12 protein-coding genes are annotated in these 16,551 nt (G+C 72.3%); 2 read left to right on the top strand and 10 right to left on the bottom strand.

Translation table 11 applies throughout. The features are described 5' to 3' along the window. Positions 1-128: 128 nt before the first annotated feature. The 5 genes from ACIP5K_RS02045 to ACIP5K_RS02065 all read right to left on the bottom strand — a co-directional run bounded on the left by ACIP5K_RS02045 (position 129) and on the right by ACIP5K_RS02065 (position 7,855). Positions 129-3,458, bottom strand: coding sequence for a S8 family peptidase (locus ACIP5K_RS02045; protein WP_401404028.1), 3,330 nt, complete (start codon positions 3,456-3,458; stop codon positions 129-131). A 95-nt stretch (positions 3,459-3,553) separates the two neighbouring features. Further along, positions 3,554-4,240 (bottom strand): ABC transporter ATP-binding protein, encoded by a 687-nt coding sequence (locus ACIP5K_RS02050; RefSeq protein WP_401404030.1) that lies wholly within the window; start codon positions 4,238-4,240, stop codon positions 3,554-3,556. Positions 4,241-4,342: 102 nt separating this feature from the next. Next, complete coding sequence (locus ACIP5K_RS02055) at positions 4,343-5,821, bottom strand: ABC transporter permease (RefSeq protein WP_401404032.1); 1,479 nt, start codon at positions 5,819-5,821, stop codon at positions 4,343-4,345. A gap of 216 nt (positions 5,822-6,037) precedes the next feature. Then, positions 6,038-7,303, bottom strand: coding sequence for an Ig-like domain-containing protein (locus tag ACIP5K_RS02060; protein ID WP_401404034.1), 1,266 nt, complete (start codon positions 7,301-7,303; stop codon positions 6,038-6,040). A 204-nt stretch (positions 7,304-7,507) separates the two neighbouring features. After that, on the bottom strand, positions 7,508-7,855 hold the full coding sequence (locus ACIP5K_RS02065; RefSeq protein WP_401404035.1) for a hypothetical protein: 348 nt from the start codon (positions 7,853-7,855) through the stop codon (positions 7,508-7,510). A gap of 109 nt (positions 7,856-7,964) precedes the next feature. On the opposite strand from ACIP5K_RS02065, the gene ACIP5K_RS02070 reads away from it, so the two are divergent. Further along, a complete protein-coding gene (locus tag ACIP5K_RS02070; protein ID WP_401404037.1) occupies positions 7,965-8,249 on the top strand; it encodes a hypothetical protein in 285 nt (94 codons plus the stop codon). 78 nt (positions 8,250-8,327) lie between these two features. On the opposite strand, the gene hutH is transcribed toward ACIP5K_RS02070, so the two are convergent. The 5 genes from hutH to ACIP5K_RS02095 all read right to left on the bottom strand — a co-directional run bounded on the left by hutH (position 8,328) and on the right by ACIP5K_RS02095 (position 14,833). After that, a complete protein-coding gene (hutH, locus tag ACIP5K_RS02075) occupies positions 8,328-9,866 on the bottom strand; it encodes a histidine ammonia-lyase (protein ID WP_401405229.1) in 1,539 nt (512 codons plus the stop codon). 64 nt (positions 9,867-9,930) lie between these two features. Further along, a complete protein-coding gene (locus ACIP5K_RS02080; RefSeq protein WP_401404039.1) occupies positions 9,931-11,079 on the bottom strand; it encodes a diguanylate cyclase domain-containing protein in 1,149 nt (382 codons plus the stop codon). A 78-nt stretch (positions 11,080-11,157) separates the two neighbouring features. After that, positions 11,158-11,970, bottom strand: coding sequence for an enoyl-CoA hydratase/isomerase family protein (locus ACIP5K_RS02085; protein WP_401404041.1), 813 nt, complete (start codon positions 11,968-11,970; stop codon positions 11,158-11,160). Between the two features lie 43 nt (positions 11,971-12,013). Then, positions 12,014-13,135, bottom strand: a complete 1,122-nt coding sequence (locus tag ACIP5K_RS02090; protein WP_401404043.1) for an adenylate/guanylate cyclase domain-containing protein — start codon at positions 13,133-13,135, stop codon at positions 12,014-12,016. Between the two features lie 822 nt (positions 13,136-13,957). Beyond that, positions 13,958-14,833 (bottom strand): biotin--[acetyl-CoA-carboxylase] ligase, encoded by an 876-nt coding sequence (locus ACIP5K_RS02095; protein ID WP_401404045.1) that lies wholly within the window; start codon positions 14,831-14,833, stop codon positions 13,958-13,960. A gap of 122 nt (positions 14,834-14,955) precedes the next feature. Between ACIP5K_RS02095 and ACIP5K_RS02100 the strand changes: the two genes are divergently transcribed. Beyond that, on the top strand, positions 14,956-16,551 hold the full coding sequence (locus ACIP5K_RS02100; protein ID WP_401404046.1) for an acyl-CoA carboxylase subunit beta: 1,596 nt from the start codon (positions 14,956-14,958) through the stop codon (positions 16,549-16,551).

Consider the following 16,551-nt stretch of genomic DNA (forward strand, 5'->3'; position numbering starts at 1 on the left):
GCGGGCCCCGGGGGCCGGGGGGGGTTTGTCCCCCCGCCCTTCGGTTTTTTGGCGCGCCGCCCCAACCCGGGGGGGCCCCCCCGCCCCCCGGGGGGGGGGGGGGCCCCGCCCCCCCTGCGCGCGCTACGTCACTTGCCGTAGTACGCGTTGTAGATCGAGATCGTCGACGTGTTGCCCTTCTTGTCGGTGATCTTGGCGCGGAGCGAGACGCCCTTGCCGGCGTTCGGGGTCTTCACGCCGACCTTGCCGTTCTTGACGGTGACCTTCTTCCAGTTCGCGCCGCCGTCGTAACTGACGTACACGGAGAGCGACTTGATCTGGGAGCCGGCCGCCGCGCCGGTCACGGAGACCGGGACGGACTGGGTCTTCCGGGCCGGGGCGCGGCTGTCGGAGCCGACCGCGGGGGTGAACCGCACGCCGGACGCCGGGAGCTGGGCGAAGTCGGCGGGCTTCTTGGAGTGGAACGTCCAGGTCGCGTCGACCCGGGTGGAGGCCGCCGACACCTTGGCGCTGCGCTTGACCGACGTGGTCAGCTTGTACGCGGCGTCGCCCGACGGGACGGTGAACACCTCCTCACCGGTCAGCGGGTCCTGGTTCGTGCCGATCTTGGTGCCGTTGCGGTACAGCGTCGTGGCCGCCGAGGTGAACTCCGAGGAGCCCGCGTGGGTCTTGCCGTCCGCGAACAGCGGCACGGAACCGGAGATCTCGTTGCCGGCGCGGAAGAGGCCGTAGTCCCCGCCGACGCGCGGCGCGAAGACGGCCGTGTTGAACGTCTTCTCGTAGCGCGAGCCGCCCTTGAAGGTCTGCGTGTCGCCCAGCGAGTACCCCGCGTCGGGGACCGGGTTGCCCTCGGCGTCCTTGCCCGCGTACTGGAGGAAGTCGTACGTCCACTGGATCTTGTCGGTCGTCGACAGGTACAGGGTGCGGGTGCCGGGCAGCTTCTGCTCGACGCCGGCGCCCATGACGAGGTCGTCGGGGAACATCCCGACGGGCTGGAGCGCGCCGGTCTTCCCGGGGGCCGAGGCGCCCAGCGTGTTGACCACCGTGGCGAGTTCGGACTTCTTGAAGTGCCGGGACTTGTCGCCGACGACGTGCTTGACCCTGGCCGTGGTCGCCACGTCGTACTCGGCGCCGCCGCCCTTGCTCCACTGGCCGAACCAGGTCTGCGCCAGGCCGCTCGGCACGTCCGCGCCCAGGTTCGCCATGCGGATGTCCGCGAACGAGCCGAGTTGCAGCGAGAGCGAGAGCTCCGCCGGGTCGTACGTGTACCCGATGCTGGCGCTGAGCGGCTTGGCCGCCGTGTCCGGCACGGTGATGTCGGCCTTCTTGGTCTTGCGGGCGTCCAGCGTCAGGGTGACGTTCTTGGTGACGCTGAGCTTCGGCTGGACGAACCAGTCGACGCCGCCCTTGAAGTCGACGACGTCCTTGGCGAGCCACGCGTCCAGGAGGTAGTCGCCCCGGGGCACGCGCAGCGTCACCGTGCCGGAGTCGCTGGGCTCGGCCGAGAAGACCTGCTCCTTGGCGAGGCCGGTGTAGCCGATCAGGTCGCTCAGGTACGTCGACAGCGGCTTGCCGTCGCCCCCGAGGTGCTTGAGCGTCACGTCGTACGACTCGGTCTCGCGCTGCACGGCGGCGGCCGTGCGCACCGTCTGCCCGTCGCCGGTCGCGGTGACGTACGCCGAGTAGGCGCCGTCGGCGGTGCCGCCGAGCCGGGTGTCGGCGGTCACGTCGGCGGTGGCGGTGCCGCCCGCCGGGACGGTCACCCGGTTCGCGCCCAGGGCGAAGAAGCCCGCGGGGGCCGGCTGGCCCTTGGGGCCGGTGCCCTGGACCGTCAGGTCGAGGGTGACGTCCTTCGTACCGGTGTTGCGGTACGTGACCTGCTTGGTCAGGGGCTTGTCGTCGGTGTGCGGCCACTGCGCGACGCCGAAGCCGACGGAGACCGGGTCGGCGAACACGGTCTGCGCGATGGCCCTGTCGACCTGGATCCGGCCGCTGCCCTGCTCGAACGGGGTGAGCCCCGCGGTGCCCTTGGCCGAGCCGACCAGGGCGCCCTTGAGCTGGGTGGAGGTCCAGTCGGGGTGCTGTTGCTTGAGGATCGCGGCGGCGCCCGCGACGTGCGGGGTCGCCATCGACGTACCGGAGATCGTCAGGTAACCGGCCGGCTTCTCGCCGACCTCCTGGTCGATGACGCTGCCCGGCGCGGCGGCGGCCGTGATGTCGACGCCCGGCGCGGTCACGTCGGGCTTGATGCCGCCGTCGCCGACGCGCGGCCCGGTGGACGAGAAGTCGGCGAGCTTGTCCTTGCCGTCGACGGCGCCGACGGTCAGCGCGGCGTCGGCGCTGCCGGGCGAACCGATCGAGTGGGGGCCCTCGTTGCCCGCCGCGATGGCGAAGAGGATGCCCTTCTCCCGCGACAGCTTGTTGACCTCGGCCTCAAGGGGGTCGATCTCGGGGGTGTCGCCGCCGCCCAGGCTCAGGTTCACGACGTCGGCGCCCTGCGCGGCCGCCCACTCCATGCCGGCGAGGATGCCGGAGTCGTCGCCGAAGCCGTCGTTGTCGAGCACCTTGCCGTTGAGCAGCTTGGCGCCGGGGGCGACGCCCTTGTAGACACCGCCCGACTTGGCGCCCGTACCGGCCGCGATGGACGCGACGTGGGTGCCGTGGCCGAAGTGGTCGGTGGCGTCCGGCGCGGCGGAGAAGTTCTTCGACCCGACGACCTGGTCCTTCAGGTCGGGGTGCGTGGCGTCGATGCCGGTGTCGAGCACGGCGATCTTGACGCCCTTGCCGTCGTATCCGGCGGCCCAGGCGGTGGGCGCGCCGATCTGCGGCACGGACTTGTCGAGGCTGGCCCGGCGCAGGCCGTCGAGCCAGATGCGGCTCACCCCGGAGGCGGTGCTGCCGTCCCGGTCGGTGACGGCGTCCCACAGCTTCACCGCGTCGGTCTTCGGCGTGGTGAGCGCGTCCGCGTTCAGCGCCTTGAGCGAGCGGCGCACGGTCGTGTCACCGGCGTCGCGCACCTCGGCCCGGGTACCGGCCGCCGCGCCCTTGTAGCCGACGATGACCTTCAGGCCGTTCTTCTGGGCCTTGGCGTACGAGGCCTTGGACAGCTCGGTGATGTCGAAGAGCCGCTGGTCGAGCGTGCCGGCGGCGATCAGGCGCTGGGCGTCGAGCGGCACCACGTACGTGTGTCCGCCGAGCGTGCGGGTCTGCACGGGTATGTGTGCGCGCCCCGCGGCCGGCTCCACCCCGGCCGGCCGGCCCTTGGCGTCCACGGCGACCCGGTCACCGGTGATGAGCGTGACGTGCGTGCGCGGCGCGAACGAGTGCCCCGCGCGCGCGTGCGCGGCGGCCGCGGGCGCGGAGTGCGCCGGCAGGGCCAGGCCCGCGGTCACCGCGACGGCGGCGGCGCTCGCGACGAACGCGGCCCGTCGCGTCCGAGAATGTGGCTGTCTGTGCAACTTTCCCCCTGGGGACGGTAGTTCACCGGCCGGGGTCGGAAGACCCCCCTGCGCCTTCAGATGGCTCAGGGGGGTCACAGGTTGCCTGATCTTCTTTACTTGATTTTTTCGTTATCGGTGATCGTGATGCGGCCCTTGCGCAGGGTCGCGAGGCGCGGTGCCCGGCGGGCGATCGCGGAGTCGTGGGTGACCATGATGAAGGTGAGCCCGTGCTCCTTCCACTGGGTCTCCAGCACCTCCATGATCTCGTCGCGCATCGACTCGTCGAGGTTGCCCGTCGGCTCGTCCGCCAGCAGCACCTTCGGGTTCTTCACCAGCGCCCGGGCGATCGCGACACGCTGCTGCTGGCCGCCCGACATCTCCGACGGCAGGTGCGCCGCCCGCTCCCCCAGGCCCACCGACCGCAGCGCCTCACCCGCCCGCTCGCGCCGCACCGCGCCCTTCAGGCCGAGCGGGACCAGCGCCGTCTCCACGTTCTCCTGCGCCGTCAGGGTGGGGATCAGGTTGAACGACTGGAAGACGAACCCGATCGACTCGGCCCGCACCTTGGTCAGCCGGGCCTCCGGCAGCCGGGCGAGGTCCGTGCCGTCGAACTCGACGCTGCCCGCCGTGGGCCGGTCCAGACCGCCCAGCATCTGGAGCAGCGTCGACTTCCCGCCCCCGGTCGGGCCCTGGATGACGAGCCGGTCGCCGTCGCCGATGGTCAGATCGACGCCGGCCAGCGCGTCGATGCGCTCCCGGCCGCGCTGGTACTGCTTGGTGACGCCTCTGAGTTGATACATGGATGCGACTCCTGTGGTGCGTAAGGAGGAGGGGGTTGAGGGAGGTGAGGGAGGTGAGGGCGGTGAGGGCGGGGTCCGTCCGGTCGGCCGGCGGGTCCGGGGCTATTCGACGCGGCGCAGCGCGTCCGCCGGGCGCAGCCGCGAGGCCCGCCAGCCGCCGAACGCGCCGGCGATCAGACCGCCGGCGACGGCGAGGCCGACCGCGAGGACGATGGTGGTGCCGGAGACCGGTGCGGTCAGCGCGATGTCGAGGGTCCGGCTCGCGGCCTGCCGCCCGCCGCCGCCGGGACCGCCCAGGCCGCCGCCCCCGCCGAAGCCGCCGCCCCCGCCGCCGCCCCCGCCGGCCGAGCCGAGGGACGCGCTGAGGGTCGGGCTGATCGCGGTGACCACGTAGGCCCCGGCGAGGCCGACCGCGATGCCGAGGACTCCGCCGATGAGCCCGTTGACGACGGCCTCCCCGATGACCTGGCGGGTGACCCGGCCGGACTTCCAGCCGAGCGCCTTGAGCGTGCCGAACTCGCGGACCCGGCGCGAGACCGCCGACGAGGTGAGCAGGCCCGCGACGAGGAACGCGGCGACGAGCACCGCGACCGACAGCCACTTGCCGACGTTGGAGGCGAGCGAGGAGGCGGTGGACAGCGAACCGGAGACGGTCTTGGCGAGGTCCGCGGAGGTGGTGACCGTGGTCCCCGAGATGTTCTTGCCGATGGCGGACTTCACCGCGTCGATCTGCTGCGAGTCGGTCGCCTTGACGTAGACCGTCGTCACCTTGTTCTTCAGGTCGGCGATGGTCTGCGCCCGCTTCAGCGGGATGTAGAGGTTGGCGGAGGAGTCGCCGCTGTCGGCCGTGGAAATGCCGACGATCTTGAAGGTGACCTTGTTGATGGTGACGGTGTCGCCCAGGGCGAGCTTCTTCTCCTTGGCGTAGGAGGCGTCGGCCACGGCCACCTTGGCGTCGGTCTCGGAGGTCTTGAACGTGCGGCCCTTGGTGATTTTCGAGGTGGTCAGCGGGCCGAGGTTCTGCTTGGTGACGTCGGTGCCGTACACGGAGTAGGAGTTGACGCCGAAGTCGGCGCCGCCGCCCTCGACGCGGCCCTGCGGCCGGTCGGAGGTGCCGGGGCCGCCCTGCCGGCCCTGGCTCTGGCCCTGCTGGTCCTGCTTGAACTGGCCGCGGGTGAACTGGCCGCTGACCTTGACCACTTGGAGGCTCAGCCCGCCGACGGTGTCGGCGACGCCCTGCTGGCCGGCGACCTCGGCGACCGTGGAGGAGGCGAGGGTCTGGAAGCCCTGGGCCATGACCCGGTCGGTGGACTGCTCCTTGTCCGAGCCGTCGGCGTTCGCGTCGAACTTGAAGTTCGGCCGCCGGTTGTCACCGGTCTGGGCCGGTGCCGCCTTGGTGACGGTCATGTCGGTGCCGAGCCCGTACAGGGACTTCAGGACCTTGTCCTGGGCCGTGCTCATGCCGGAGGACACCGAGCTGACGACGATGACGAGCGCGATTCCGAGCGCGAGACCGGAGGCGACGACCAGCGCCGCCTTTCTGCGGCGGCGCAGTTCACGCCTGAGGTAGGTGAAGAACATCGAAGCCTCGCCCGATGACAGCCCCGACGTGGGGCGCTGACAGGAATGAGCGGGAGCCGGGCCGTCGGTGGGACGACCCGGCTCCCGCTGCGGCGAAACCGTATGGCGCGGCTGTAAGGGTTGCGTGAGGCGGCGATGAGAACGGGATGAGACCCCCCGCACGGCAGGGCCCCGGTACGCGGCGCGTACCGGGGCCCTGCCGTGCGGAGCCGCGGATCAGGCGGCGGAGCCGGCCTTCCAGTCGGCCCAGCTCAGGTTCCAGCCGTTGAGGCCGTTGTCCGGCTGGACGGTCTTGTCGCCGGTGTTCTTCACGATGACGACGTCGCCGACCATCGAGTTGTCGTAGAACCAGGCGCCCGGGGTGCTGGAGTCGTTGGCACCCTTGGCGTCGGAGAGGCCGACACAGCCGTGGCTGGTGTTCACCGAGCCGAAGATCGACTTGGCGCCCCAGTAGTTGCCGTGGATGAAGGTGCCGGAGTTCGACAGGCGCATCGCGTGCGGCACGTCCTTGATGTCGTACTCGCCCTTGCCGTCGTCGTCCGTGAAGCCGACCGTCGCGCCGTTCATCCGGGTCTCCTTGAACTTCTCGGAGATCACCATCTGGCCCTCGTACGTCTTGTTCTCGGGCGAACCGGCGGAGATCGGGATGGTCTTGACGACCTTGCCGTCGTGGGTGACGGTCATCGTCTTGGTCTTGGCGTCGACCGTGGAGACCTGGTTGCGCCCGACCTTGAACGAGATCGTCTTCTGCTGCACACCGGTCACCCCGTTCGCCCCCTCGACGCCGTCGAGGTCCAGCTTCAGGGTGACGGTGGAGCCGCCCTTCCAGTAGTCCTCGGGGCGGAAGTCCAGGCGGTTGGCGCCGAACCAGTGGCCGACGACCTGCTGGCCGCTGCTCGACGACACGGTGATGTGGGACTGCACATCGGACTTGTTCGTGATCGCCTTGTCGAAGTTGATCGACACGGGCATGCCGACGCCGACGGTCGAACCGTCCTCCGGCGTGAAGTTGCCGATGAAGCTGTTGGCCGGGGAGACCGTCGTGAACTGCGAGTTCTCGTGCGCGGCGCGGCCGTCCCCGTCCTTCGCCACGGCGGCGATCCGGTACGTCGTGGCGCGCGCGAGCTGGCTGGTGGGCTTCCAGGTCTTCTTGTCCGGGGCTATCTGGCCCGCGACGGCGGTCCCGTCGGCCGTGGTCATCTTGACGTCGGTGAGCGTGCCCTTGCTCACGGTGACCTTGGCGGCGTTGTTGATGCTCGCGTTGTCGGAGCCGTCCTTCGGCGCGATCCTGATGTCGGCCTCGGAGGTCTTCTTCGCCGCGGCCTCGTCGGCCTGCTGCTGCGTCTTCTCGCCGCTGCCCGACGCGGCGCTGTCGCCGTCGCCGCCGCTGCACGCGGAGAGCACCAGAACACCGCCGAGCAGGGCGGACGCGGCCATCAGACCTTTGCGCCGCTTACCGTCCGTCATCACACGCTTCTCCATAGTCGCCGATTTCCCGGATCTCCCCGGAGGGACACAGGGCATCCCCCTACCCATACATAACGCAGTGACCGCTCCGGCCCGTTCCCGAGGAGCCCCGATGTGGGGGACACCACGCGGAAAAGGGGGTGACCGCCGGTGCACCCGTGGTAACAGCGAACCCCGGGGCGGCCGTCGCCGCCCCGGGGTTCCCCGTCGCACCGACCGCTACACGCCGTCCTCGGCGTCCTCCGCGTCATCATCCTCGTCGAGGTCCCAATCCGGCGAATCGGGGTCGTAGTCGACCTGCTCGCTGGACCACGACGCCTGGACGAGTTCGGCGCCCGGCACGTCACCGACCAGGTCGAACGGGTCGACGAGGTACGCGACGGCCTCCGCCTCGTCCTCCTGCACGGCGCTCTCGGCGTGCTCGCGCTCGCGCTCCGGCAGCTCTCCCGCCGCCGCGGCCTCGGCGACGCGCTGGAGCGCGCCGCCGGCCAGCGCCTCCCCGTCGACGACCTCCAGGACCAATTCCACCTTCAGGCGAACAAAGCGTGACGTCTCATCAGTACTCATGACGCGGAGCGTACGGCCCGCGACCCCCGTGACTTTCACGTGACCCGCCCCTGTCACTAGGATCGCCCCACACGGCCAATTCGCCAGCGCCACAAGGGGGATCGCTTCCGTGTCCGCCACACGCCGATCACTGTTCACCGCCACCGCCGCCGGGACCCTCCTGGCCGCCCTGTGGTTCGTCCCCAACGCCACCGCGAATCCGGGACACGTCTCCACCACCGCCGACCAGCAGCGCACCGCCGCCACGGCCGACACCCGGACCGACCGTCAACTCCGCCTGGCCGACACGGGAACGGTGGACACCACCCCGTACGTCGTGGGCGGCTCGGCCTTCCTGGGCCTGGGCGTCGTCTTCGTCACCTACTCGGTCCGCAGAGAGCGGAGCGCCCTGTAGGAGCGCGCGGCCCCGCACGGGGCGCGGGCCCGGGCCGGCGCGCGGCCGGCCACGGCGCTCCCGCCCCCCGTACGGTCCCTAGGCCAGCGCTCCGGTGACCCCTTCGGCGGCGGCCAGCAGCGCCCCGCTCCGCACGAACGCGTCGGCGGCGGCGAGGTCGGGCGCCAGGAACCGGTCCGGTCCGGCCCCCCGCACCCCGGCCTCCCGGGCGGCGGCGATCACGGCGCGGGACGCGGGCGCCGGCTTCAGCCCCTCGCGCAGCTCGATGCCGCGCGTCGCCGCGTACAGCTCGACGGCCACGATCCGGGCCAGGTTGTCGACGGCGGTCCGCAGCTTGCGCGCCGCCGACCAGCCCATGGACACGTGGTCCTCCTGCATCGCGGAGGACGGGATCGAGTCCGCGGACGCCGGTACGGCGAGCCGCTTCAGCTCGCTCACCAGCGCGGCCTGCGTGTATTGCGCGATCATCAGCCCGGAGTCGACCCCGGCGTCGTCCGCGAGGAACGGCGGCAGCCCGTGCGAGCGGTTCTTGTCGAGCAGCCGGTCGGTGCGCCGCTCGGCGATGGAGCCCAGGTCCGCGGCGGCGATGGCGAGGAAGTCGAGGACGTAGGCGACCGGCGCGCCGTGGAAGTTGCCGTTGGACTCGACGCGCCCGTCGGCCAGCACCACGGGGTTGTCGACGGCGGCGGCCAGCTCGCGCTCGGCGACGAGCCGCGCGTGCGCCATGGTGTCCCGCCCGGCCCCGGCGACCTGCGGGGCGCACCGCACGGAGTACGCGTCCTGCACGCGCGGCGCGTCGTCCTGGTGGTGCCCGGTCAGCTCGGAGCCCTTGAGCACGGCCAGCATGTTGGCGGCGGAGGCGGCCTGCCCGGGGTGCGGGCGGATGGCGTGCAGCTCGGGGGCGAGCACCCGGTCGGTGCCGAGCAGCGCCTCCAGGGACAGCGCGGCCGTGACGTCGGCGGACTTGTACAGGGTGTCGAGGTCGTCGAGGGCCATGACGAGCATGCCGAGCATGCCGTCGGTGCCGTTCAGCAGCGCGAGCCCCTCCTTCTCGCGCAGCTCGACGGGCGTGATGCCGTGCTCGGCGAGCAGCTCGCCCGCGGGCCGGACGGTCCCGTCGGGGCCCTCGGCGTCGCCCTCGCCCATGAGGGTGAGCGCGCAGTGGCTGAGCGGGGCGAGGTCGCCGGAGCAGCCCAGCGAGCCGTACTCGTGCACGACCGGGGTGATCCCGGCGTTGAGCACGTCCGCCATGGTCCTGGCGACCTCGGGCCGGACCCCGGTGCGGCCGGAGCAGACGGTCTTCAGGCGGAGGAACATCAGCGCGCGCACCACTTCGCGCTCGACGCGCGGGCCCATGCCCGCGGCGTGCGAGCGCACGATGTTGCGCTGGAGCTGGGCGCGCAGCTCGGGGCTGATGTGCCGGGTGGCGAGGGCGCCGAACCCGGTGGAGACGCCGTAGACGGGCTCGGGCTTCGCGGCGAGCGCGTCGACGATCCGGCGGGCCGCGGCGAGCGCCTCGACGGCCTCGGGGGCGAGTTCGATCCGGGCGTCGCGGCGGGCGACGGCGACGACATCGGCAGCGGTGACCCCGGCCGTCCCGAGCACCACAGTGTGCATATCCATATTCAGGAGCGTACGCAGTGAATCCCTGGATGTCACGACCGAGTACCGGGAAAGCCCCTTACTGATCGAGACCGCGGATCCGGCGGCGCTCGCGCTCCCCGGTGACCGGCGGCGGCGCGTCGGCGAGCCGGACGACCGGGTCGTCGAGACCGCCGTCCCGGCCGGCGACCACCGGCCGCGCGGCGCGCGCCGCCTTGGCCTTGTACTGGGCGGCGTCCGCGAGCCGGAACAGCCGGCGCGCGCTCCTGACCTCGCCGATCGGGTCGCCGGTCGAGGCGATGCCGACCGCGACGCCCTCGCCGAGGTCCATCTCCGCCGCCCGCGAGCAGATCTCGCCGCCGACCCGCACCACGTCGTCGGCGGCCGGACCGACGGCCAGCAGGCAGAACTCGTCCCCGCCGAGCCGGGCCACGAGCGCGCCGGGCAGCATCGCGCCGCACAGCGAGAGCACGGACCCGAACCGTTCGAGGAGCCGGTCGCCGATCGCGTGGCCGAGGGTGTCGTTGACCCGCTTGAGCCCGTTCAGGTCGCAGACCACGAGGCTGACGACGGCGCCGTCCGCCCGGTGCCGCTCCACCGCCCGGTCCAGCCGTATGTCGACGGCCCGGCGGTTCGCGAGGCCGGTCAGCGCGTCGGTGAACGCCAGCCGCCTGGCCTCCTCCAGCCGCTCCGTCTGGGCGAGTCCGGCGGCCACCACGGAGGCCAGCACGGTCGCGAGATCGGCGTCCGCGGGCACGAACGCGGGCACCCCGCGCGGCCGGGCGACGTACAGCTCGCCCCAGGCCCGCCCGTGCAGCACGACCGGCGCGACGACACAGCTGCCGCGGCCCCGGCGGCGCAGCGCGGCGACCCGCTGATGGCAGTAGCCCGCGCGCTCGACGGGCCCCGCGACGGTCTCCACCCACGCGTCGGGCTCGCCGCCGCCCGCCCACCGCTCGTGCAGGAACTCGGTGATCTCCGGGAACTGGTGCACCGGGTAGGTCTCGTCCTCGGGGAACTCCTCCTCGCCGGACGACCGCTCCCCCACGTTCACGAGGACCCGCAGCCGCCCGCGCTCGCGCTCCCACACCGACAGGGCCGCGAAGTTCCCCGACAGCGCGTGGCAGGCGCCGAGCGCGGCCGCCCGCCAGGACTCCCGCGGGGACTGCGCCGCCGCCATGCCCTGCGCGAGCATCACGACGGCCCGCAGCCGGACGTCCTCACCCATTGATCCAGGTTAGGTACTTTTCCGGCATTACGGTGAATCAGGTACACCCGTACCGGTGGCCCGGAGGCCCGGCGGGGTTCATTCGCCGGGCCAGCGCGGCGCCCGCTTCTCGTTGAACGCGGCGACGCCCTCCGCCCGGTCCCCCGAGAACGCCACCGACCGCCAGGCCGCGTCCTCCACCTCCAGGCCGGCCCGCAGGTCGAGCCCGTGCCCGAGCCGCAGCGCCCGCTTGGCGGCGCGCAGCCCGACCGGGGAGTTCGCGGCGATCCGGCCGGCCAGCGCCAGCGCCTCGTCCCGGTCCCCGCCCGCGGCCACCAGCCGGTCCACGAGCCCGAGGTCCGCGGCCTCGGCGGCCTCGACCCGGCGCGCGGTGAAGATCAGCTCGGCGGCGCGCGCGGCCCCGACGCGGCGCGGCAGCAGCTGGGTGCCGCCACCGCCCGGGATCACCCCGACCGACACCTCGGGCAGCCCGACCACGGCGGTGGCGTCGGCGACGATCAGGTCGCACGCGAGGGCCAGCTCGAACCCGCCGCCGAGCGCGAAGCCGTGCACGGCCGCGATCGTCGGCATCGGCAGGTCCAGTACGCCCGTGTAGGCGGCCCGCGCGACGGGCCGCTGCCGCACCAGCTCGGCGTCCGTGAGGGAGTTGCGCTCCTTGAGGTCGGCGCCGACGCAGAAGGCCCGCTCGTGGGTGGAGGTGACGACCACGGCCCGGACGCCGTGGTCGGCGGCGAGCGCCGCGCAGGCGCCGCCGATGGCCCGGGCCATGGCGCTGGACACGGCGTTCATGGCCCGGGGCCGGTCCAGCGCCAGTTCGGCGACGGTGCCGCCCTCGTGCCGCGTGACGCCGACGAACTCCCCGAACCGCTGCTGCTGCTGCTCTTCACCCATGGCCGACCCGCACCTCCGGTTAACTGACGTTAACCGGAGGGTGTCAGGTGCGCCGGGTCAGCGTCCAGGGCTCCACGACGCCGAGTCCGCGCACCGGCCGCTGCCACATGGGCTGGAGCGCGAACCGGTACGACGGCGGTTCCTCGCCGTCCTGCTCGGCCTTCTGCGCCTCGACGGCGGCCTCGGCCTCCGAGGTCGGCGCGTCGCCGGTGCGGATCAGCTCCTCGGCGAAGGCGCCGTCCACCAGCACGTTGTCCCGGGGCGCTATCGACGTCAGGCGGCTCGCGAGGTTCACGGTCGTCCCGAAGACGTCGCCCATCCGGGTCGTCACGGTGCCGAACGCCATGCCGACGCGCAGCTCGGGCATGGTCTCGTCGTTGCTCATCGTCTCGATGAGCCGCAGCGCGATCTCGCCGGCGATCCCGGCGTCGTCGGCGGCGAACAGCACCTCGTCGCCGAGCGTCTTGATGAGCCGTCCGCCGTGCGCGGCGACCAGGTCGGCGGCCGTGGTCTCGAAGGCCTCGACCAGCTCGCCGAGCTCCTCCTCCTCCATGCGGCGGGTCAGCCGGGTGAACCCGACGAGGTCGGCGAAGCCGACGGCGAGCCGCCGGTCGACCATCTCCTCGTCGTCCCCGGCCTGCACCACCCGACCGGTGGCGGCGGCCAGCTGCCGGCGCCACACGTAGACGAGGAACTCCTCCAGCTCGGGCAGGAGCAGCTCTATCAGCGGATACGTGACCTCGGTACGGGTCATCCCCGGCTCCGGCGGCTCGGTGAGCCCCTCCAGGAACGAGTCGATCTGCCACTCGGCGAGCCGCGCGGTGGTCTGGCCGGTGGACCGGGCCACCTGCACCGCCATCGCCTCGCTGAGCAGCCCCGCCTCCACCAGGCCGGCCAGCCGGCGCAGCGCCAGCACGTCGGCCTCGGTCAGCGCCTTGGCCTGGCCGATGTCGGCGAAGCCCATGGCCCGCCAGAACCGGGAGGCCAGCTCCATCGAGACGCCCGCGCTGCGGGCCGCCTGGAACGGGGTGTAGCGGCGCTCGGCGCCGAGGATGAGCCCTTCGAGCCGCAGAGCGAGGGGATCCTCTGAGTGCTCCTCGGCCCCTTCCGGCTTCTCGGGGTCGCCTTGGCCACCCGTGCCGGAGCCCGAGTCGTCGACGCTCACGCCTGCTGCCCTTCCGATCTGCCGCGGTCAGGTATCGACCGGGCTCAACTCTACGGCAGCCCCTGTGTGCCAGGTCACTCCACCAACCCCGAACCCCAAAGTGTCTCCCCGCGCTTCTGGTCAGCACACCGCACACGGCCCGGCAACCGCCTCTCGCGCAGTTCCCCACACCCCTGGGCCGCACGTCGCGTGCGGCCCGGTGACCGCGTCTCGCGCAGTTCCCCGCGCCCCTGGGTCGCACGTCATCCGCGGGCCGGTGGCCGCTTCTCGCACAGTTCCCCGCGCCCCTAGGCAGGTCGTCACGCGCGCCACCGTCGTGGCTGGTCGCGCAGTTCCCCGCGCCCCTAGGCAGGTCGTCACGCGCGCCACCGTCGTGGCTGGTCGCGCAGTTCCCCGCGCCCCTGGGTAGTTCTTCGTCCGCGGCCCGGTGGCCGCTTCTCGCGCAGTTCCCCGCGCCCCTGAGGCATGCGCTGCGCGCAGCCTCCCCCAGAGGCTGCGCTTCGCGCGCCTCCACTGAGAGGCGGACGGTGGCGCGCCTCTCTGATGAGATGGCGCACGCAGTGCGCATCTCAGGGGCGCGGGGAACTGCGCGAGACGCGGCCACCGGGCCGCAGACGACCGACCACCCAGGGGCGCGGGGAACTGCGCGACCAGCCACCACGAAAGCCACACCCGAAGAACCACCCCAGGGGCGCCGGGAACTGCGCGACCAGCCACGACGGTGGCGCACCCGAAAAGATCACCCAGGGGCGCGGGGAACTGCGCGAGTCGTGGACGACGACGGCGGCCGGAGGCGTGGGGAGTCGGCGGCGGGCCGTGATGTCAGGCCGGGCGGAGGTGGATGATGTCGGCGGCGGACACGGACTGCCGGACACCGTCGGCGCCGGCGACGACAAGGCGCCCGTCCCCGTCCACGGCCACCGCCTCCCCCACCAGCTCCCGCCCCCCGGGCAGATGCGCCCGCACGGCCCGCCCCAACGTCGCACACCCGGCGGCATACGTGTCCTGCACCCCCGACAGCCCCGGATCCCCCTGCGCGGCACACCACTCCTGGTACCAGCGCTCGAACGACCGCAGCACGGCCCGCAGCAACGGCTCCCGGTCGACCACCCCGGCCCCGGCCAGCGCCAGCGACCCCGCGGTGGGCACCGGCAGCTCGGCCTCCCGCAGCGACACGTTCAGCCCGATGCCGACCACGACCCCGTCCGCCCCGGCCCGCTCCGCGAGGATCCCGGCGGCCTTGCGCTCCTCGCCGCCGACGGTGAGCAGCAGGTCGTTGGGCCACTTAAGCGCGGTGTCGACCCCGGCCACCGAGGACAGCCCGGTGGCGAGCGCGACCCCGGCGAGCAGCGGCAGCCACCCCCAGCGCTCGACCGGCACCTCGTGCTCCCCGGGCTTGAGCAGCACCGAGAAGAACAGCCCCGAGCGCGGCGGCGCCGACCAGCGCCGGTCCAGGCGCCCGCGCGCCGCGCTCTGCTCCTCGGCGATCAGCACGGCCCCCTCGTCGACGGCGCCCGAGGACGCCCGGGCCACCAGGTCGGTGTTCGTGGAGCCGGTTCGGGGCACCACTTCGAGGGACGTCCACAGTCCGTCCCGGCGCAGGAGGGAGCGGCGCAGTCCCGTCTGGCCGAGCGGGGGCCGGTCCAGGTCGGACCAGCGGTTGTTCCCGTGCACGTCTGAACCATCTCGCGGCGTCATGCAACCCAGCGTAGGTGTGGCAAACGCCGCACTGCCGAGCCGTATTCGCGCCACTACGCTACGAGTCAGTAGCCACCGCACCGCCCCCACCCCGAACCGTCCAGGCAGGGAGCCGCATCCCGATGTCCGAGTTGGAAGACAAGCCCGACATCCACACCACCGCAGGCAAGATCGAGGATCTGCGGCGCAGGATCGACGAGGCGACCCACGCGGGTTCGGCCCGCGCGGTCGAGAAGCAGCACGCCAAGGGCAAGCTGACGGCCCGTGAGCGGATCGACCTGCTGATGGACGAGGACTCGTTCGTGGAGCTGGACGAGTTCGCGCGGCACCGCTCGACCGACTTCGGCCTGGACGCCAACAAGCCGTACGGCGACGGCGTGGTGACCGGTTACGGCACGGTCGACGGCCGCCCGGTGGCCGTCTTCTCGCAGGACTTCACGGTCTTCGGCGGCGCGCTCGGCGAGGTCTTCGGGCAGAAGATCATGAAGGTGATGGACTTCGCGCTGAAGACCGGCTGCCCGGTCGTCGGCATCAACGACTCCGGCGGCGCCCGCATCCAGGAGGGCGTCATGGCCCTCGGCATGTACGGCGAGATCTTCCGCCGCAACACCCACGCCTCGGGCGTCATCCCGCAGATCAGCCTGGTCGTGGGCCCGTGCGCGGGCGGCGCGGTGTACTCCCCGGCGATCACCGACTTCACGGTGATGGTCGACCAGACCAGCCACATGTTCATCACCGGCCCCGACGTCATCAAGACGGTCACCGGCGAGGACGTCGGCTTCGAGGAGCTGGGCGGCGCGCGGGCGCACAACTCCCGCTCCGGCGTCGCGCACCACATGGCGGGCGACGAGAAGGACGCCGTCGAGTACGTCAAGTCGCTGCTGTCGTACCTGCCCTCGAACAACCTGAGCGAGCCGCCCGCCTTCCCCGAGGAGGCCGACCTGGCCACCACGGACGAGGACCGGGAGCTGGACACGATCGTCCCGGACAGCGCCAACCAGCCGTACGACATGCACACGGTGATCGAACACGTCCTGGACGACGCCGAGTTCTTCGAGACGCAGTCGCTGTTCGCGCCGAACATCCTCACCGGCTTCGGCCGGGTCGAGGGCCGGCCGGTCGGCATCGTCGCCAACCAGCCGATGCAGTTCGCGGGCTGTCTCGACATCCACGCGAGCGAGAAGGCCGCCCGGTTCGTCCGTACGTGTGACGCCTTCAACGTGCCGGTGCTGACCTTCGTCGACGTGCCGGGCTTCCTGCCGGGTGTCGAGCAGGAGCACGAGGGCATCATCCGGCGCGGCGCCAAGCTGATCTACGCCTACGCGGAGGCGACCGTCCCGCTGATCACGATCATCACCCGCAAGGCGTTCGGCGGCGCGTACGACGTGATGGGCTCCAAGCACCTGGGCGCCGATCTGAACCTGGCCTGGCCCACGGCGCAGATCGCGGTGATGGGCGCGCAGGGCGCCGTCAACATCCTGCACCGCAAGACGATCGCCGCTGCCGAGGAGGCCGGGACCGCCGAGGAGACCCGGGCCCGCCTCATCCAGGAGTACGAGGACACGCTCCTCAACCCCTACACGGCGGCGGAGCGCGGCTATGTCGACGCGGTGGTCCTGCCGTCCGACACCCGCGCGCACGTGGTCAAGGGGCTGCGCCAGCTGCGTACGAAGCGGGAGAGCCTGCCCCCGAAGAAGCACGGCAACATCCCCCTCTAG

The sequence above is a fragment of the Streptomyces sp. NPDC088785 genome (genome assembly GCF_044750685.1).
Classification (GTDB): Bacteria; Actinomycetota; Actinomycetes; order Streptomycetales; family Streptomycetaceae; genus Streptomyces.